The sequence below is a fragment of the Clostridium sp. CTA-19 genome, assembly GCF_054767855.1.
The window spans coordinates 31,223-49,502 of sequence record NZ_BAAABH010000027.1 but is presented as its reverse complement, the minus strand read 5'-3'; the positions used below and the strand labels follow the sequence as shown (position 1 = coordinate 49,502).

At 25.4% G+C, this 18,280-nt stretch carries 20 protein-coding genes; 4 read left to right on the top strand and 16 right to left on the bottom strand.

The window, feature by feature from the left end; all coding sequences use genetic code 11:
- Window positions 1-29 precede the first annotated feature (29 nt).
- The 6 genes from ACYUE0_RS13795 to ACYUE0_RS13770 form a co-directional block, all read right to left on the bottom strand.
- Complete coding sequence (locus ACYUE0_RS13795; RefSeq protein ID WP_460271023.1) at window positions 30-245, bottom strand: integrase core domain-containing protein; 216 nt, start codon at window positions 243-245, stop codon at window positions 30-32.
- A 106-nt stretch (window positions 246-351) separates the two neighbouring features.
- Window positions 352-1,134 carry a GNAT family N-acetyltransferase gene (locus ACYUE0_RS13790; protein ID WP_460271021.1) on the bottom strand — a complete coding sequence of 261 codons (783 nt, stop codon included), beginning with the start codon at window positions 1,132-1,134 and terminating at the stop codon, window positions 352-354.
- 193 nt (window positions 1,135-1,327) lie between these two features.
- Entirely contained in the window at window positions 1,328-1,960 is a 633-nt protein-coding gene (locus tag ACYUE0_RS13785; RefSeq protein ID WP_460271020.1) for a histidine phosphatase family protein, read from the bottom strand.
- 31 nt (window positions 1,961-1,991) lie between these two features.
- Window positions 1,992-2,738 (bottom strand): hypothetical protein, encoded by a 747-nt coding sequence (locus ACYUE0_RS13780; protein ID WP_460271018.1) that lies wholly within the window; start codon window positions 2,736-2,738, stop codon window positions 1,992-1,994.
- A gap of 24 nt (window positions 2,739-2,762) precedes the next feature.
- Window positions 2,763-3,269: a GNAT family N-acetyltransferase gene (locus ACYUE0_RS13775; protein ID WP_460271017.1), complete on the bottom strand. Its 507-nt coding sequence runs from the start codon at window positions 3,267-3,269 to the stop codon at window positions 2,763-2,765.
- A 339-nt stretch (window positions 3,270-3,608) separates the two neighbouring features.
- Window positions 3,609-4,181: a type 1 periplasmic-binding domain-containing protein gene (locus ACYUE0_RS13770; RefSeq protein ID WP_061996179.1), complete on the bottom strand. Its 573-nt coding sequence runs from the start codon at window positions 4,179-4,181 to the stop codon at window positions 3,609-3,611.
- Window positions 4,182-4,996: 815 nt separating this feature from the next.
- Between ACYUE0_RS13770 and ACYUE0_RS13765 the strand changes: the two genes are divergently transcribed.
- On the top strand, window positions 4,997-5,434 hold the full coding sequence (locus ACYUE0_RS13765) for a GNAT family N-acetyltransferase (RefSeq protein WP_460271016.1): 438 nt from the start codon (window positions 4,997-4,999) through the stop codon (window positions 5,432-5,434).
- Between the two features lie 89 nt (window positions 5,435-5,523).
- On the opposite strand, the gene ACYUE0_RS13760 is transcribed toward ACYUE0_RS13765, so the two are convergent.
- On the bottom strand, window positions 5,524-6,243 hold the full coding sequence (locus ACYUE0_RS13760) for an SDR family oxidoreductase (protein ID WP_460271015.1): 720 nt from the start codon (window positions 6,241-6,243) through the stop codon (window positions 5,524-5,526).
- Between the two features lie 332 nt (window positions 6,244-6,575).
- On the opposite strand from ACYUE0_RS13760, the gene ACYUE0_RS13755 reads away from it, so the two are divergent.
- The 3 genes from ACYUE0_RS13755 to ACYUE0_RS13745 all read left to right on the top strand — a co-directional run bounded on the left by ACYUE0_RS13755 (window position 6,576) and on the right by ACYUE0_RS13745 (window position 8,022).
- Window positions 6,576-6,923 carry a winged helix-turn-helix transcriptional regulator gene (locus tag ACYUE0_RS13755; protein WP_216451300.1) on the top strand — a complete coding sequence of 116 codons (348 nt, stop codon included), beginning with the start codon at window positions 6,576-6,578 and terminating at the stop codon, window positions 6,921-6,923.
- An 83-nt stretch (window positions 6,924-7,006) separates the two neighbouring features.
- On the top strand, window positions 7,007-7,492 hold the full coding sequence (locus ACYUE0_RS13750) for a hypothetical protein (RefSeq protein ID WP_010296279.1): 486 nt from the start codon (window positions 7,007-7,009) through the stop codon (window positions 7,490-7,492).
- Entirely contained in the window at window positions 7,489-8,022 is a 534-nt protein-coding gene (locus ACYUE0_RS13745) for a permease (protein WP_460271013.1), read from the top strand. The genes ACYUE0_RS13750 and ACYUE0_RS13745 overlap by 4 nt, the downstream gene beginning before the upstream one ends.
- 28 nt (window positions 8,023-8,050) lie before the next feature.
- On the opposite strand, the gene msrB is transcribed toward ACYUE0_RS13745, so the two are convergent.
- From msrB to ACYUE0_RS13700, 9 genes are all read right to left on the bottom strand, one after another.
- Window positions 8,051-9,007 (bottom strand): peptide-methionine (R)-S-oxide reductase MsrB, encoded by a 957-nt coding sequence (gene msrB / locus ACYUE0_RS13740; RefSeq protein WP_460271012.1) that lies wholly within the window; start codon window positions 9,005-9,007, stop codon window positions 8,051-8,053.
- A 318-nt stretch (window positions 9,008-9,325) separates the two neighbouring features.
- Window positions 9,326-9,463, bottom strand: coding sequence for a hypothetical protein (locus ACYUE0_RS13735; RefSeq protein ID WP_157450912.1), 138 nt, complete (start codon window positions 9,461-9,463; stop codon window positions 9,326-9,328).
- Window positions 9,464-9,523: 60 nt separating this feature from the next.
- Entirely contained in the window at window positions 9,524-9,805 is a 282-nt protein-coding gene (locus ACYUE0_RS13730) for a hypothetical protein (protein WP_199870469.1), read from the bottom strand.
- 14 nt (window positions 9,806-9,819) lie between these two features.
- Window positions 9,820-11,865 (bottom strand): radical SAM peptide maturase, CXXX-repeat target family, encoded by a 2,046-nt coding sequence (locus ACYUE0_RS13725; RefSeq protein WP_460271011.1) that lies wholly within the window; start codon window positions 11,863-11,865, stop codon window positions 9,820-9,822.
- 1 nt (window position 11,866) lies between these two features.
- The gene (locus tag ACYUE0_RS13720; protein ID WP_460271010.1) at window positions 11,867-13,540 is read right to left on the bottom strand and encodes an ABC transporter ATP-binding protein; all 1,674 of its coding nucleotides are present in this window, start codon (window positions 13,538-13,540) and stop codon (window positions 11,867-11,869) included.
- Window positions 13,541-14,232: 692 nt separating this feature from the next.
- Entirely contained in the window at window positions 14,233-15,255 is a 1,023-nt protein-coding gene (locus ACYUE0_RS13715) for an ABC transporter ATP-binding protein (protein WP_460271009.1), read from the bottom strand.
- Window positions 15,256-15,292: 37 nt separating this feature from the next.
- On the bottom strand, window positions 15,293-16,078 hold the full coding sequence (locus ACYUE0_RS13710; protein ID WP_460271007.1) for an ABC transporter permease: 786 nt from the start codon (window positions 16,076-16,078) through the stop codon (window positions 15,293-15,295).
- Between the two features lie 14 nt (window positions 16,079-16,092).
- Window positions 16,093-16,953 (bottom strand): ABC transporter permease, encoded by an 861-nt coding sequence (locus ACYUE0_RS13705; protein WP_216451306.1) that lies wholly within the window; start codon window positions 16,951-16,953, stop codon window positions 16,093-16,095.
- On the bottom strand, window positions 16,943-18,154 hold the full coding sequence (locus ACYUE0_RS13700) for an ABC transporter substrate-binding protein (RefSeq protein ID WP_460271005.1): 1,212 nt from the start codon (window positions 18,152-18,154) through the stop codon (window positions 16,943-16,945). The genes ACYUE0_RS13705 and ACYUE0_RS13700 overlap by 11 nt, the downstream gene beginning before the upstream one ends.
- Between the last annotated feature and the right edge of the window lie 126 nt (window positions 18,155-18,280).

Below are 18,280 nucleotides of genomic sequence, written 5' to 3'. Positions count from 1 at the left end.
TTAACTTATACTAATATATGCTTAAATTTTTAAACACACATTAAATTCTTAAGATAATATTCGTGTGGTGTAACATATCCAATTGAAGAGTGTATTCTCTCATTGTTATATCTATAAACAAAATCATTTATATTATTGCGRATATCATCTAAACTCCAATATATACTTCCAGTAAGGCATTCRTCTTRAAGATATCTATGATATKATTCAATGAAAGCATTGTAATTTGGACTTTTAACAGGTATTCTTTCATGAATAACMTTTTCATCAAGACAAGATTTTTCAAAGATACCACTAATAAATTGACTACYATTATCCGTACGGATTACTAATCCTATTAACTCTTAATAATTAGAATTCACAAAATATAATTCTATGATTAGCTATAAAGCCTGATTTTTCTAAAGTTTTTTTAGATATAATGTTTTTTACATCACAACAAACCATTGGAATTAAATTTTTACTATAGCAATGTTCTTTTAACTTAACATTAATATAAATTCCTATTCCATTTCTACGATATTTTTCAACCACATGCATACCTATATCACCATATTTTTCTCCATGTGTCTTAATTATTCTAAATTCTCCAATTCCAAGTAAGTTACTATTATCATATAAAACAAATAACTGATCATTATCTATTAACCCCTCATAATATCCCTCAAACGCCAGATCACATTTATTTTTTATCTCATCTATATCTTGCCTTTGAGCTAATCTAAAAGATAACTTTGAAAAACTATTTAATTCATATCGTACTTTTTCATTATCTGTAAAAAGATATGAATCTACAGCTATATTTTTATGATAGTCAAGACATAAGGACATAAATTCTGGTTCTTTTGTAGAAACCCCCGCTTTTTCTACTATCTCACTTGTAATAATATATTTAAAAATTTCTTCTACATTCATGTAGTATTCTTTAGAAACATAAAACTGTACTAATATTTTACGTGAATTTACACAAAAGTGCCCTGCAGCTTTATCATTGTACAAAATTTCATAACATTTTGAACTAGCCACTTCTACATTCTGCCAAAAACCATCTATTGGAGTTTTTAAACTCTCAATATACTTACTTTTTAGTTTACTTGCTTCTTCCTCGGCTTTAACTTCTACAATTTTAATCATTTCATCTATCTCCTACCCAAATAAATTTATTTTTCTAATGAATCATTTAAAAATTAAATTCTGTTAAATGTGTTGATTCTTCTATACTATTTTTAATTTCTTTATTTAATTTCTTTATTTAATTTCTTTATTTAATTTCTTTATTTAACTCATTAAATCTATCTTCGTCTAATAAAATTTTATTAATTTTTTATCAAAAATCCGCTTTCAAAAAATCATTATAATTTTCTATCTCAAATTCCAACTTTCCTTCACAATTTAATTTGTAAATTGCAACATCTAAAGTTTTAAATAGTTTATTTTTATTAGTCCATTCAATATCTTTTACAACGTGGCATATTATATTTATTACACCACCGTGAGTTACAATTAAAATATTTTCGTTAGAATGTTTATATTTACATATCACATCATCAAACCATCTTTTTACTCTCTTATAAAAATCATCTGGACTTTCACCATTAGGATATTTCTCATCCATTCTTAAAGTATTAAAAAACAATCCAGGATATTTCACTAATGCTTCTTTATTCAACATTCCTGCTAAATCGCCATTGTTCATCTCTCTTAACTCTTTATCAAGTTCAACTCTTATATCTAGTTTTTTAACTACTTCATTTGCTGTAGATAAAGCTCTTGGTAAATCACTCGAAATAATTTTTGTTATTTTAAACTCTTTTTGCTTGAAATAAAGAAATTCGGCAAGTTTTTTAGCTTGTTCTTTGCCTTCCGATATCAAATCTAACTGACTCCATCCACCTCTATATCTCTCATCATCTTTAGCATGTCTAATTAAATAAATATTAATTTTAAACCACCTCTGCAATAGTTTTAATACTTTTTCAATTTATTAGCAATCAATATGATTCTACTTCTGTCATAAGTAATTCTTCTAAATAATCTGCCCTTGACCTCTTATCTTTGTTGAAGAAATCCTTTACAGGACTTGAATCTGATTTAATAAAGACTAATGATTTAAATTCTGGAACTACATTCTTCATTTTCAATTTTTTTATATACTTTTTGTATAATTTAATGTACTCCTTCTCACTAATTTTTAATTCAACCTTAAATACTAATCCTATAAAATTATGTTCTCCTCCGCTTTGTATATACTTAGGCTGAACTTTACATATTGTATCGGTATCATATAGATTAATTCCTAATTCTTCATATAATTCCCTTTGTATATTATTATAAATATCAATTTTACCTTCAATTAAATCCTCATCATCAAATCCTCCTCCACAGCACTGCAATCTATTAGGCAATGCTGTATTACAAGCCATTTCTCCTATAACAAAACTTGAATCTATAGTTTCAACTAATATAGATACATAAATAACCCTACACGCATAATCTTTTATATTATTATGAATTGTATATAAATAATGGGCATAATCTGTAGACTGTATATAAACATTTAAATCTTTTCCTATACTTTCTATATTATTTATAGTAAATACAGTTCCCCTAGTAAAATTTCTTCCAGATTTTAACAATTCTTTCCAATGTGCTTCTACTTTTTCGGTTACATAACCTGGCATTATATATTCCTTATCATATATAATTTCAACATTTCCATCTATTTTTCTTATAAACATTTATTTCACTATATTCCTCCATTTTTAAATATAAAAAAGTTGAGAATAACATTCAAAACCATCAACTATTTCTATAGATTCCTTATATTCTATCTCTTGTATTTTATAAAATTTCTTCCAGAAATGTATGGCAATTTTATTATTCGCTAATTGTCCAATTTTATATTTTCCTTTATTGTTGTCAAATAATTTTTTTATTGCTAAAGTACTAATTCCTTTTCTTCTAAAAGTTTTCAATATAAAGAATTCATTTACAACAAAATCTACCCCTTTTGGAACATATCTTCCTGTGTTTAACAAAATAAAACCAACAATATCATCCTCTAAATATATAAAAAAAGGCTTTAATTCATCTTGCGTAATATATAAATCTACCCCATCATATTCAAATTTTCCGTTTATATTGATTTTTAAGTCATCTGCAAATTCAGACAAATCATGCAAATATAAAGTCATTAAGTTTTCTAATATATGTTTTGTCTCTACTTTAACTGGAATTAATTCTATACTTTCGTTTGGTTTCATTTCCATATTCACCCTCTAATTTATTAAGTATTGATTATCTATTTTTCAGATTCACTTATAATATGTTTTATTCCATCTAGTATTTCTACAATTTTATTTCTTCTTTAATCTCTTTATCTATATATTATATTTCTATTTCATTGCTATTTTTGTAGAAATATGTAGGATACATTGTAACTTATATATACGCATTATTTACATTATTCATAAGAAGTTAACTTATTTATTTCTTTTATTTCTTATATTAAATTTTATTTATATCTTAAATAAAAATAGAGACATCACCACAAATTTCAAAACTTTCATGGCAATATCTCTATTTTTATATAAATATCTATTTACATTTTACATAAGCCTATCTAAAACATATTCTTTAAATTTTTCAAAGTTACCACTTTCTACTGATGTTCCTTTATCTATTTTATCATTTACATAATCATATTCTGCAAAACCATAATTAAATTTAGGACTAGATACTCTAACTTTAGTATCATTGATTGTGTATACAGCTTTATTTTCTAAAACTTTAGTTAGAAATTCTGATAACTCCTCACAAGATTTAACTTTTCCTTTTAAAATCATTTTCAAACCGCAATAAAACAAATTATAAGAACCTCTTAATTCAGTCATTTGTCCATTTCTTATATAGAATACTTTTCCTGTATTATAAAAGTATTTCACCTCATTAAAAGTCATAGTTTTATATTTATCATCAATTATTATTTCTTTATTATCAAACGCTTTTATATTTTTCACTATATTCTCCCAATTAATTGATTGGATTGATGAGTTATCTTCTATTATTTTTTTAAATTTATCAATAGATTTCTCTAAATTACTTTCTTCATTTATTATAGTATCATTTACTAAAACACTAAATTTCCCATTTTCGTATATTAAACTTATTTTTTTATTCATATATTATCTTTTGTGAGAGAATATTATAAGTATCCCCCACTAAAGTTCACCTCCCTATCATATTTCTAATTTATTTTCCCCTTATTTTTTTCCATAAATATAGAAAAAATTTTTCAAGCCCTAATTTTTCACATGAATAATTTCCCATTTTCATAAAAATTCTAATAAGTATTATAAACATGAATAAAGCCATTAAAAACTTTAACCCACCCTGAATATAGTCCATAAAACCTCCTTATTATAATCCAAATAATTAGATATATTATTTTATATAAAAATATAATTGCGTATTTAATACCTACATATTTTTATTTTTTTAAATTTCCCCTTATTTTATTATATATTTTAAGCTATTCTATTTCATTATTTAGTATATCACTAGTATTATCCATGTGAAACACCTTCAATAGTTTCTCTAAAACTTAAATAAGTTAGATATTTTATTAAAACCAATTCTACAAAAAATTTCTCTTTTAATAAAAGTATAAGTTAAAAAATTATTTTAAAACCTTATATATTTAAAACTATGGATACATAGAAATTTTTAGAAATCATGTTATAATTAGTATATAACTTAACTATAGTTATAGGGAAACAAGCTCGAATTTAAATTTATTCAATAACTTTAAAATATTTTCACACAAGATACAGTGTTGAATTTTAAGTGATTCGGAGCATGTTTCACTATTTTGGGCATCCAAGTTTTAAAGGGATTAATTTTAAAAATCAATTTGGAACCCTATATAAAAAATAAATATTAGACTTTAAGAGTTTATTTTTTATTTAAGATATAAATATATAAAAGGGGAAAAATAATGTATTTTAAAGAGATGAATATTTCAAACATAGAACTCATTGTAGATATGTATGTTACTACTTTCAATTCTCCACCTTGGAATGATGAGTGGACAGTTAAAACTGCTTCAAAACGACTATGTCAAATGATGAATTGTGACGGTGCATATGGTCTTATTGCATATGAAGATGAGTTAATTTGTGGTATGATTTTAGGAAATGAAGAACAATTTTATAACGGAATTATATTTAATATTAAAGAATTTTGTGTTAGAAATGATATTCGTAATAAGGGTTTGGGGAAGATGATTTTGGAAGAATTTGAAAAACGTTTAAAAAATAAAGGGATAACAGAGATTGTATTATTTACCTCAAAAGATGATAGTAATGAAAAGTTTTATAAAAAAAGAGGATTTCATACCTTTGACAAAATTGTTATGATGGGTAAAGAATTATAGAATCCTATGTATTATAAAAAATAATTTAGAGGGTATTTAAAATCACCCTCTAAATTTATCTATATTTGAAATTTAGCTTGTAAAATTATTTAATCTTCTTGTTTTGTCTTAGCAATAACAATTTCTCTTATACAAACATCTTGTGGCTGATTATATGCAAAATCTATGCAATTTACTACTTGCCTTGTTTCTAAACCACTTTCTATAGTTTCTTTCCACTGATTATAATCATGTTTTATATCCTCATCAGTTGTATGTGATAAAAGTGACGTTTCAACAACGCCTGGCGCTATTGTTATAACCCTTACATTACTACTTGCAACCTCTTTTCTTATATTTTCTGAAATTGCATGAACTGCAAACTTTGTTCCACAATACACTGCATGATTATCAAAAGTTTTTCGACCTGCTATTGAACTTATATTAATAACAGTACCTTCATTTCTTTCAACCATATCTTTTAATACTATACTTGTACCTGTTAATATTCCTTTTATATTTACATCTATCATATTATCCCATTCAGTATAATCTTGTTTTTCTGGATGACCTAATAACATAATTCCAGCACAGTTTACTAAACAATCAACTTTGCCGTATTTACTTTCAGCTTCTTTTATTGCTTTTTCCATTTCCTCTCTATTTGTAACATCAACAGATTTACATATAGAGTTTTTTAGATTTAAACCCTCCATAATCTCTAGTCTTCTTGATATTAATAAGACTGGATGACCGTTTTTAGAAAACATTTTTGCTGTTTCCATTCCAATACCTGAACTTGCACCTGTTACTACAATTAATTTCTTCATATTTTACCTCCATAGACTAAAATTATAATTTTTTATTGTTTATATAGTTTGTATAAAACTATAGTTTTAAATTCTAATTGCCTTAAAGCATCAATCATTATTTTGGGTATCCACCTTTTTGAATGAATAATCTTAAAAATCCACTTAAAATCATATAGTTGCAAATTAATTATACCTATGTTAATTTAATCTTTAAAGTACGCACTTAATTGTTATATAGTAACCTTTAGGTTACTATATAACAATTAAGTTATTCATTTATCAAGTGAGAAAACTTAAATAAGCTGTCAACTAATAATATAATATAAATAAATTTTTTAACGGAGGCTTATATGAATAAAATTAAAGTTGTTTGTGAAATGGAGATAACCTTAAATGTAATTGGTGGTAAATGGAAACCATTAATATTACATTTGTTAATATATGAGGGTACAAAAAGATTTGGAGAAATTAAAAACTTCATAGGAAATATTTCACATAAAACATTAACAAACCAATTAAGAGAATTAGAAACGGATGGACTTATTACAAGAACTGTTTATCCAACAGTTCCACCTAAAGTTGAATATAGCATTACAGAAAAGGGAAATAGCCTATCTAACATTTTAGAAGAAATGTGTAAATGGGGTGAAGAAAATCTTACTGAAAAATATGAACTTATTAATCCATTATGTGAATAATTTCAAGATTTTATATAAGAAATAACATAACATTATAAATAATTTATCATATTATATAATGATAGTATTTATGAGGTTTTATTATGACCGGATTTATTTTATATTTTTTAGCTACTATTCTTCTTTGTTTTTCTTTTTTTAAAAGCAAAGAAAAAACTAAAATAGCACTTAAGTCTTCTATCAAATCCTTTGAAGCTATTATGCCTCAATTTCTAGGCATAATTATAACCATAGGACTGATTCTTGCTATCTTAAATCCGGAAAGTATTTCTAAGTTAATAGGTGAAAATTCCGGATTTTTAGGAGTCTTAATTTCATCAATGATTGGTTCTATTACAATGATGCCAACCTTTGTTGCTTTTTCAACGGGGAACACATTACTTAAAAATGGTGCTGGTTATAGTCAAGTGGCTGCATTAGTTTCTACTTTAACTTTAGTTGGAATTATGACTTTTTCTTTGGAAGCCAAGTATATCGGTAAAAAAGCCGCTTTTCTTAGAAACTTTATAGCTTTCCTATTTTCTTTTTTAGTAGCTTTTTTGTTTGGAAAGGTTATGATGATTTTATGAATAATTTGTATAAAATTTTAAAACGTTATTCTTTCTTTTTAACCGCTTTGCTTATATTGATAATAATATTTTTTATTAATCCATATATAGCATTTAATACTTTTGAAAGTGCTAAATCAAACTTTCTACAAATGCTAATGGTGTTGCCACCTATTATGATTTTGCTTGGCCTTATGGATGTTTGGGTTCCACGTAAAACTCTTATGAAATATATGGGTGATAACTCCGGTGCATTAGGAGTTTTTTTTGCCATGCTTATTGGTTCATTAGCAGCAGGACCAATGTATGCTGCCTTTCCCTTTACAGCTGTTTTAATAAAAAAAGGGGTAAAATTTTCAAATATTATAATCTTTATGAATGCTTGGTGTGTAACAAAAATCTCAACATTACTCTTTGAAATATCCTCTTTAGGATATGAGTTTACATTAATTAGATTAATTATAGACATCCCCGGTGTAATCCTAATGGGTTATATAGTTAATTATTTTATGGATGATTATTCCCTAAAAAAACTTTATAATGAAAAATAAAAATCCACAAAAATTTTGTGGATTTTTATTAAACATATTTTTTATATCTACTATAACCTAACTCATCTATTTTATCCCTTGGTATAAACTCCAGTGCAGCTGAATTTATACAATATCTAAGCCCACCAAGTTCCTTAGGTCCATCATCAAACACATGTCCTAAATGAGCATTACTTGACGCACTTCTTACTTCAATTCTCATCATTCCATGACTTAAGTCTTCTTTCTCCTTTACATACCCTCCATTTATAGGTTTTGAAAATGCTGGCCATCCACAGGAACATTTAAACTTATCTTTAGATGAAAATAATGGCTTTTTAGATATTATATCTACATATATCCCATCTTCAAAATGATTATCATATTCATTATCAAAAGGAGGTTCTGTTCCATTTTCCTGTGTTACTATATATTGAAGTCTATTTAAAGAGTTTTTTAATTTTTCTTTTTCATTTTTTGATGTTCTCCACACACTTTCTAAAAAATGCTCCCTTCCTGATCCTTTATAATATGCCTTATATCTTAATGGATTTTTTATGTAGTACCCTTGATGATAATCCTCAGCTTTATAAAAAACTTTTGCCGGTTTTATATCAGTAGCTATAGGTTTATCAAATCTATTGCTTTTTTCGAGATTTTCCTTATATTTAATAGCTATATCTTTTTGTGCTTCATCACTGTAAAATATTACAGTTTTATAGCTTTCTCCTTTATCAAAAAATTGTCCTTCATTATCTGTAGGGTCTATAGATTTAAAAAATGTATCAACTAGTTCTTCATAAGTTATTATATCTTCATCATATGTAATTTCCACTGCTTCATAATGTCCTGTGCCACCATTACAAACTTGTTCATAACTAGGATTTTTTAACTCTCCACCAGTATACCCTACAATCACATCTAATACTCCATCATATTTAAAGAACGGTTTAACCATACACCAAAAACATCCGCCAGCAAAAATAGCCTTTTTTATATTTTTCATACTATCACCTTTATTTTTTATTTTTTTATGAATGAAAATTATATTTTTCATTTATAACTTATCTTTCTATAATATTCCCTTTTCTTATAAATTTATTTCTATATAGATTTATGTTTACTTTTGAATCACTATACATTTTCATAGAATTTTTCTTATACTTATTTTTTAATATTTCTTTCATAAATTAATTATTAATAAATTTAAAGGGCCTCCCATATTTTACATTATGAGATAGCCCCTTTTTTATTAAAAATAACACTTATAATACTAAATTTTAAATACTTATTTTTATAAAACCTTTATTAAATTAAAATTTATTTATGCTTTATTATATCCTTTACAGTTCCCAGCACAGTAACCTTTACAATATCCCATACACCAGAATAAGCAGTAACCTGCACAACCATCATTAGTAGTAGCTTTGTTTTTATTTTTTTGTGAATACAATGTTCTCATAAAATCCCCTCCATTAATAATTATCTTATTTTTAATTAAGTGTTATTTTAAATACAATAATTATTTGATATAAATTTCATTTGTATCAAAACACAGTATATAATTCTCTATATCATTAATATTTAATTTATATTTTTCACATACATTATTCCACCAATTTTCCTGTTGAAGTTTTAATTCTACATCCTCCTTATCCACCATTTCCTTAAGCTCCATAAGTTCACCTGGATTTAAATCTGTATGATTTAATGATCCTTTTACTAGCTCCAAACTATCTAGTCTCTTTTCTATATTAAATACACATCTTTTTTCATATTCACTTACCATTGCTGCTTTTTCCATAACTTCCTCCTTCATTACCCAATCAATTGTTCTATTAATTCTTTACTTTTCTTAATTTCTATATCTGTTATTAATTCTTGTATTTCTGAGCTTAGATACAACTCATTTGTCTGTTTTTTATTTGCATATATACATTTTTTGCAAACGCCTTTTTTATCATCATTTTTTATTTTATTAATATTTCTTTGTAGAATTTCTAATTTATCATAATTAATACCGGTTTTAATATCACCAATATCCAAGTATTCATAATTAAAATAAAACGCCGGACATAGATATAATTTTTTATTAGGTCCAATAGCAAATAGCTCTTTACCTGCACCACAACTATAAACCTTATTGTTTTGAGGATTTACATTATTTAAGGTGTTAATTTCTAATACTTTATCTTCACCTTTCTTTTCCAGAGTTAAATCTATAAGTTTATCTAACTGGCTTTTATATTCTTCTACATCACTGCTTGTCCATTCTTCTAAATCTGAAAACATCAAATTTACTCTTACGTATTCGAAACCTTTGCTTGCTATTTCTACTAATTGGTGTATTTTAAATATGTCTTTTTTTCTTATGTTAATAATAATATTACTGTTATTATTAACTATTTCATCCTCACTTTTATAAACTTTTATTACATCTTCATTTTTACTATCCGTTGATGTAATATTTATATAATCCTTATATTGTTCTTTATTTAATACATCACCAATTAGTACTGGTTTAAAATCATTATTTTCAGCAAATTCTATAGATTCTTTTAATTGCTCATCATTCATTAAAAATGTCTTTTCTTTATTCTTAATTTCATAATTGCATGTAGACTTTATATCTTCAGACATTATAATCTGCAAAAATTTTTCCTTTTCTTGCTTTTTTAACATACGGATTCTATCTCTTTCTGATTCACAGTTAGTAACCTGTTTATATCGTTCCCAAAAATAATCACAAGCTTTTACATTAGCCTTATGCATTTCACATATGCCAGTAGCCCTTTCAAATACCGAACCATACTTTGATTCATCATAATTATGACCACTACAAGATGAACATCCTGATGCTACTTCACATTCCAAACATTTTTTAGGACTTATTGTCTTAATTGTTAAATGATCAAATGCTTTTAATTTATTTTTATCTATACCTTTAATTAAGTTACCAATTTTTAATCCTGGTTTATTATTTAATGTGAAACTCATAAATCTCGTACAAGGATAAAAATTGCCTTCATTGTCAATCGCGACCATTTTTCCCGCCCCACAAAATTTGCCTTCATGCTCATCTGAATTTTGTGGAAATCCTATACTAGGATCAAAAAATCTAACATTATATTTATCCCATAATCCATTATCTATAATATAATCAGCTAATTCTTTTAATTGTTCTTCAAATATTACTGGATCTTGTTCATCCCACACATCTTCAAATACAACATTGGCAGATACTTCTTCAATGCCTAAATCCCATAAACTTATAATACTATCTTTTAATAGATGAATATCTCCATGAGAAAATGTCGCCTTTGTTGACGCCCCAGGAAATTGCTCTAACCATAAAGGAACATTTTTCACAACATCGTCATAGGATCCTTTGTTATCTTTATATACTCTTTGATTGTCATTTTTTTCCTTATTACCATCTAAGCTTATTCCTACAGACAAATGACTTCTATTTTTTTTAATAAAGGCTTGTACACGTTCATCATCATACAATAAACCATTAGTAGATATATTAAACATGTAATTTATTGCCCACGGATGCCCTAAAAGAAAAGTTTTTTGCTTAATATAATCACAAATTCTATCCATTAACTCAATTTCTAAGAGTGGTTCTCCACCGATAAACTCCCATTGAACTGCATTACAAGAATATAAGTCTCTTTTTTGTAATATGTAGTCTATACTTTTTTTAGCTACATCAAAGGTCATTCTATTCTTATTATTTTTTCCAACCATATAACAATACTTACATCTTAACTGACAATCTTGTGTTAATGAAAATGTTATACTATTCGCCTCTTCTGCTTCATATGATGAAAAATCCCCCATTCTAACATTGCTTTCCATATCAAACTACCCCCTTACTTTTTAATAAACAATTATTTAATCTTATAATATTATCGCAATTTTCTAATATTTTTTCTTTATGCGATACTATAATTACAGTTTTATTCATTTTAATTAATGTCTTCATTACCTCTATTATATTTTCTTCTGAATTGCTATCAGCCGAAGATGTAATCTCATCAAATAAAAAAACTTCTGATTTCCTTAACAAACCTCTGGCTACAGTTAATTTTTGTTTTTGTCCACCTGACAGCTGTATTCCTTTTGTTCCAATTAAAGTATCATATCCCTTATCTAACTCATCTATAAAGTTATGAATATTTACTGATTCACAAACATGTATTATGCTCTTTTCATCACATTTTAAATTTCCTAATGTTAAATTTTCCTTTATAGTAGCTGTAAATAGAAATGTATCCTGTGGTATATATGTTATCTTTTTGTACAATTTACTCTTAGAAATTTTTTTTAGTTCAATATTATCAAATAAAATTTCACCTTCATAATCGCTATATAATTTCATTAATAATTTCAATATTGTTGTTTTACCAATACCATTTTCTCCAATTATTCCATTAATACATCTATTTTTTAATCTAAATGATATATTATTTAGTATTTTAGGCATTTCCCTTGAATATGCAAAAGATACATTTTTAAACAAAATTTCATGCTTAAATATAGGATATTCATCATCTAAACATTTAGATTTATTTGCTTTGTCAGAAATAATCTTTTCTATTCTATTTATTGAAACTGTTATTTGTTGTAAATCTTTATTGATACTAGTTATATTAAATAATGAATTGCTAAATGTAGAGGCATAACTATTGAATGCTATAAATATTCCTATGGTTAATCTTCCATTATATATTTCATAACAAGCTACTAAAATCAATATTGTATATAATATTCCATTAATTAATTCACCTAATAAATTTGATTTTACATTAACCTTATTAATTTTTTTAGAATTTATATATTGTTTATTTATGATACAATTAAATTTATATTTAATTGTATTTTGAGCCTGTAAAATATTAATTATATTGAACCCTGAAATACACTCTTGATTAAAATTGTTATATTCATCTTGAATTTCCTTATATTCTTTATCATAATAAGCCAATTTTTCTCCAAATATTTTGAAAACTACTAAGCTTATAGGAAAATTTAATAGTATTATTATTGCTAATTTATAATTTAATAGAAATAGTACTAATCCTAAGATTATAAATTCAATTAAATCCAATATAACTACGCTTTTTTCAATTAAAAATGTAGATATACTTTCAATATCGTTATTCATTATTGTTATAAATTCACCTTTTGATATAGATTCAAATTCTTTTACTTCTAAATCTAAAATACTTGAACTTATATCTTTTCTTAAATTTAAAGTAACTTTATTAACAAGAATTTTTTTTACATATTCAGTAGCATTTGTTAAGATACTAATTATTGCATATATAATTATGAATTTAATTAATATTACTTTTACCCTTTGCCATTTTGAACCTATGATATTATCAATTAACTTTGCCATTATTATAGGTTGATACATAGTTGCTATAGTCAATATAGTTAATATACTAACCATTAAAAGAATAATTTTACTATGATTTTTTACATACCTTCTATAAACATTATAAATTTTAATATATTTATTTTTCATAATAATCCCCTTTTAAAATTACATTACCTGTCATCTTATATGAATATTATTAAAATTCTAAATGTAATCATATAAAATCAACACCTTTGACAAAATAGTTTGAAAATTTTCATAATTAAAGTTTCAAATATTTGTTTTGTTTCTAAAAGAATATCATATCTTTTTCAAAAAGTAAATACATTTTTGTTTACTTTATTTATTTTCACAAATCAATTTTATAATTAAACAACTATCTATTCTTAATAAACAACACATTTTAAGCATTTTACAAATCTTAGTTATCATAGATATTAAGTATAAGTAAGCATATTTTTATTTACTTATTGTTCCTTATTTTCATATAATCTTTAAGCAAAACTTACATTCATTTTTAATATATTCCTCAATAATGGATACATATAATATTTCAAACCTTTATTTAGCATATTAATCATTCTTATAGGGTTTCAAGTTCACTTTTAAAATTATTCACTTCAAAACTTGGATACCCAAAATAGTGAGACATGCTACGAATAACTTAGAATTCGGCAGTATATTTTAAAATTATTGAATAAATTTAAATAGGGGGTTGTTTCCCTATATTACTTTTATTATTAAATTCAAAATCATAGTTTTAAGTATTAAAATAAAAGGATTATTCAAACATAAAATATAAATTCTATGTTTGAATAACCCTTTATTTTATAATATTTTTATTTAAAATAAACTATATTATCTAAATTTATTTTTACTTTTACTTTTTCCATTTTGTTATATGAGTGCTCTTTAGAAAAAGTCTTAATTATATTTTCTTTTACCTTTATATCATAATATGTAAATTCACCAACGTATTTCTTTTTATATATTATTCCCTCTATGCCCTCTGTTTTATCACTTTTATGTATTTGTATATCCTCTTTTGGTATCATAACTTCAACATGATCTAAATTTTCTATGTAATTGGTTTTGAAATTTAAAATTTCACTATTAAAAAACCATTTTTTTATATTTCCACTTATATAATTTCTTTCTCCAAATATATTAGCAACTTCTTTAGTTTTAGGATTTTTATATAAATTAATAGGAGTATCAAATTGCATTATAGTACCATTTAACATAACAGCTATTTTATCACTCATCATTAATGCCTCTTCTTTATCATGAGTTACTAGTATAGTAGTTATATTTAAATCTTTTTGCAAAGTTAATACAAATTCTCTCATTTCATTTCTTAAATTTATATCTAAGCTTGAAAATGGTTCATCTAAAAGTAAAACTTTAGGATTAACTGCTAAAGTTCTTGCTATAGCTACCCTTTGCTTTTGTCCCCCTGATAATTGTGATGGATACTTATTTTCATATCCTTTTAATTTTACCAAATCAAAAAGCCTACTCACTTTTACCTTTCTTTCTGATTTTTTTAATTTTCTCATTTTAAGACCAAACTCTACATTTTCATAAGCCGTCATATGTGGGAAAAGTGAATAATCTTGAAATACTATAACAGCATCCCTTTTGTCTGCTTTTTTTTCAATTACTGATTCATTATTAAAAATCACATCTCCACCATCTGGTTTTAAAAGGCCTGCTATTACCTTTAAAGTAGTACTTTTACCACAACCTGAAGGACCTAAAAGTGTTATCATCTCTCCATGATTTATATGTAAATTTATATTGTTTAAAACATCTACATTTTGAAATTTTATATATATATTAATTAGCTCAACACTGGACATTTAAATTATCTACTCCCTATTTATATTTTTATATATACTAATCAAAAAAACTCTTTTCTCTGTTATAGCGATGCTTTACACCCCACTCTATTAAAATTAGTACAATTATACTTACTATCAAAAATACCATACTATATAAAGCGGATATTGTTCTATCACCACTTTGAATATATGGAAACATCACTATGGGATAAGTTACAATATTTCCACCACCTATAATAAGTACTAAGAAATATTGACTAAAAGAAATTATAAAAGACATACTTGCTGCTCCTATAATTCCTGGTAATATTAATGGAAAAGTTACATATTTAAAAGTATTATATCTATTAGCACCTAACATTTTTGCCTGCATTTCAAATTTATCTCCTACTATATTGTAAACATCTCCTATTATTCTCACAGCATAAGGAATACACGGCAATATATTTATTATAATAACACCTGCCATTGTATTTGCTAAACCTAATTTTATAAAAGTTATATGTACTCCCATGACTATAGAAATTAATGGGACTATTATAGGGGATATTATAAGTAATTCAAAGAACTTTTTACCTTTAAACTCATATAATGTTATCGCCTTAGCTGCTGGTATACTTATAATAATTGTTATAAAAGTAGTTACTATAGCTACAGTTACACTTACTAAAAGAATTTGTAAGTTTTCCCCTATTAAAAGATATTCAAATCCTCTTAAAGAAATTTTTTTAGGAAACATATACGGAAATGGCCAAGAATTAGTAAATGACCATATACATAGCATTAAAAGTGGCGCTATTAAAATCATAATTGTAAAATCTATAATATTTTTTTTATTCATATTTTCATTCTCACCTATATTTTATAATTGTAAATTTTTTTGAAAATTTTATTATAAATCATTAATAATAAAAAACTTAATAATGATAATATAACATTTATACACATTGCTATAGGTCTTTTAGTCAAATCTGAACTTATATAATTTAAATAAGCCTCAACTGCAAGAGTTTTAGGTGTGGATGGTCCTATTAAAAACGGAACCTCAAAAGCCCCAAATGAAAAAGCAAATAGTAAAATAAAAGACGAAAGTATAGCTGGAAGGGATAACGGTAATATCACATGTATAAAACTTTGCAATTTATTTGCACCTAAATTCATAGCAACACTTTCCAACTTATCACTTGTATTTTTTAGGATATTATAGGTTGTAACAGCAGTGAATGGGATTCCCTTCCATAGATAAACTAAAATTATTCCAATACCATTTTTGTCAGATACTAAAGAAAAAAACTGTGATGGATCATTTATTATTCCTATATTATACAATAACCTTGCAATAAATCCCGTCTTTGAAAACAACATAATCATCAACAATACAACTATTATATGAGGAATTATTATAGGAAGGTTAACTAATCCATACCTAAATGTTGAAAATTTATCTTTTGATAAGAAATAAGCAAAAATAACTCCTAATATTGTAGCTAACATTGATGATATTAACGCTATGTTTAGCGTAAAAAAGAATGAACTTATAAATTTAGGATTTGATAATACCTCCTTATAATAAGCAAAACTTATATTATAAAGACCTATGCCTTCAAAATATCCTAAACTCTGAAAAATACAATTTATTATTCCAACTCCCATTATCCCTAATAATATTAATGACACTGGAATAAGAAGAATATATGGTTTTAGTCTACTTTTCACCTTCTAGAACCTCTTCCATCCATATTTCTTCTATTATTGGTACCAACCCTGCCTTTAATTCAGGTAATGATTTTTCTATACTAATACTTTCACCAAACTTTTTCATATCTTCTTCATTAATTTTGTTTTTGTCTAATACTGATACATCTCCCCAATTTTTAATATCATTTTTAGAAGCTTGAGTATCTATACTTGTCAAAAAATTTATAAGCATTATAGCTCCAGCTTTGTTTTTACTATTTCCAGGTATAGCTAAGAAATGTGTATTGCTTATATTTCCCTTATCAAATTCAATAATTTTTGTATTCTTACTAAATTCTCCTGTCTCTATCATGCCTAATAACGCATTTGGTGAATACGTCATAGTAAAATACACTTCTGCATCAGAATACATATTTTCAAGTTGAGCAGAAGTTGCAGGATAAGTCCTACCATTATTCCACAAGTAAGGTTTTATAGAATTTAAATACTCCATTGCTGGTTTTATAGCCGTTCTTACTATTTCCTTATCTTCTGGAAGATCTTTTACATTATCGTAACCTACAATATCATATATTATATTTCTTACAAATGCACTTCCTGTAAAATCTGGCAACGCTGGATAAGTAAATTTTCCTGGATTTGCTTTTATAATTTTTTCTAGATCTGTTGAATTTGTTATAGTATCAGTTATTTTAGAATCATCAACAGCTATTACAAATTGAGCTTTTCCAAAAGGCGCTTCTAATCCTTCTACACTTGTTCCAAAATCTATTTTTACATCTTCAGAATCTTTATCTATGTATTTTTCATAGTTAGGTAATTTATCCACAAAAGGTCCAAATAATAGACTATTGTCTTTTGCAGATTTAAAATTTTCTCCATTTAACCAAACTACATCAATATTTCCACTTGCATTACCTGCTTGTTTTTCAGAAATTAATTTATTCATGATATTCTCTATATCCATTCCAACTCTTTTTACTGTGATATTATGTTTTTCCTTCATTTGTGGTATGACATAAGTATCAAACCACTTATTCATCACTTCATTACCACCATACCCATAAAAGTTTACAGTACTCTCTTTAGAATAACTTTCTATATCCTCATAACTCATATTGGATACATCTACATTTTCAATATTCTTAGCTTTATTAGAACAACCAATTAACCCCAAAACAAAAATTATGCATATTGTAAATAAAAATTTCTTCTTCATTAAACTTACTCCTTTTATTATTCTCTAATAAGATTATAGCAATAATATATATTTTTTCTACATTTTGTATGAAAAAACTACTATTATTTATAAATTCTATATGAAACTTATAACTATTTAAAAATA

What these genes read in the sequence shown, in the direction of transcription:
- ACYUE0_RS13790 (WP_460271021.1), bottom strand. Translation starts at nt 1,134, where the DNA reads ATGATTAAAATTGTAGAAGTTAAAGCCGAGGAAGAAGCAAGTAAACTA.
- ACYUE0_RS13750 (WP_010296279.1), top strand. Translation starts at nt 7,007, where the DNA reads ATGACCGGATTTATTTTATATTTTTTAGCTACTATTCTTCTTTGTTTT.
- ACYUE0_RS13770 (WP_061996179.1), bottom strand. Translation starts at nt 4,181, where the DNA reads ATGAATAAAAAAATAAGTTTAATATACGAAAATGGGAAATTTAGTGTT.
- ACYUE0_RS13760 (WP_460271015.1), bottom strand. Translation starts at nt 6,243, where the DNA reads ATGAAGAAATTAATTGTAGTAACAGGTGCAAGTTCAGGTATTGGAATG.
- ACYUE0_RS13745 (WP_460271013.1), top strand. Translation starts at nt 7,489, where the DNA reads ATGAATAATTTGTATAAAATTTTAAAACGTTATTCTTTCTTTTTAACC.
- ACYUE0_RS13765 (WP_460271016.1), top strand. Translation starts at nt 4,997, where the DNA reads ATGTATTTTAAAGAGATGAATATTTCAAACATAGAACTCATTGTAGAT.
- ACYUE0_RS13715 (WP_460271009.1), bottom strand. Translation starts at nt 15,255, where the DNA reads ATGTCCAGTGTTGAGCTAATTAATATATATATAAAATTTCAAAATGTA.
- ACYUE0_RS13780 (WP_460271018.1), bottom strand. Translation starts at nt 2,738, where the DNA reads ATGTTTATAAGAAAAATAGATGGAAATGTTGAAATTATATATGATAAG.
- ACYUE0_RS13735 (WP_157450912.1), bottom strand. Translation starts at nt 9,463, where the DNA reads ATGAGAACATTGTATTCACAAAAAAATAAAAACAAAGCTACTACTAAT.
- msrB (WP_460271012.1), bottom strand. Translation starts at nt 9,007, where the DNA reads ATGAAAAATATAAAAAAGGCTATTTTTGCTGGCGGATGTTTTTGGTGT.
- ACYUE0_RS13730 (WP_199870469.1), bottom strand. Translation starts at nt 9,805, where the DNA reads ATGGAAAAAGCAGCAATGGTAAGTGAATATGAAAAAAGATGTGTATTT.
- ACYUE0_RS13710 (WP_460271007.1), bottom strand. Translation starts at nt 16,078, where the DNA reads ATGAATAAAAAAAATATTATAGATTTTACAATTATGATTTTAATAGCG.
- ACYUE0_RS13720 (WP_460271010.1), bottom strand. Translation starts at nt 13,540, where the DNA reads ATGAAAAATAAATATATTAAAATTTATAATGTTTATAGAAGGTATGTA.
- ACYUE0_RS13700 (WP_460271005.1), bottom strand. Translation starts at nt 18,154, where the DNA reads ATGAAGAAGAAATTTTTATTTACAATATGCATAATTTTTGTTTTGGGG.
- ACYUE0_RS13725 (WP_460271011.1), bottom strand. Translation starts at nt 11,865, where the DNA reads ATGGAAAGCAATGTTAGAATGGGGGATTTTTCATCATATGAAGCAGAA.
- ACYUE0_RS13755 (WP_216451300.1), top strand. Translation starts at nt 6,576, where the DNA reads ATGAATAAAATTAAAGTTGTTTGTGAAATGGAGATAACCTTAAATGTA.
- ACYUE0_RS13775 (WP_460271017.1), bottom strand. Translation starts at nt 3,269, where the DNA reads ATGGAAATGAAACCAAACGAAAGTATAGAATTAATTCCAGTTAAAGTA.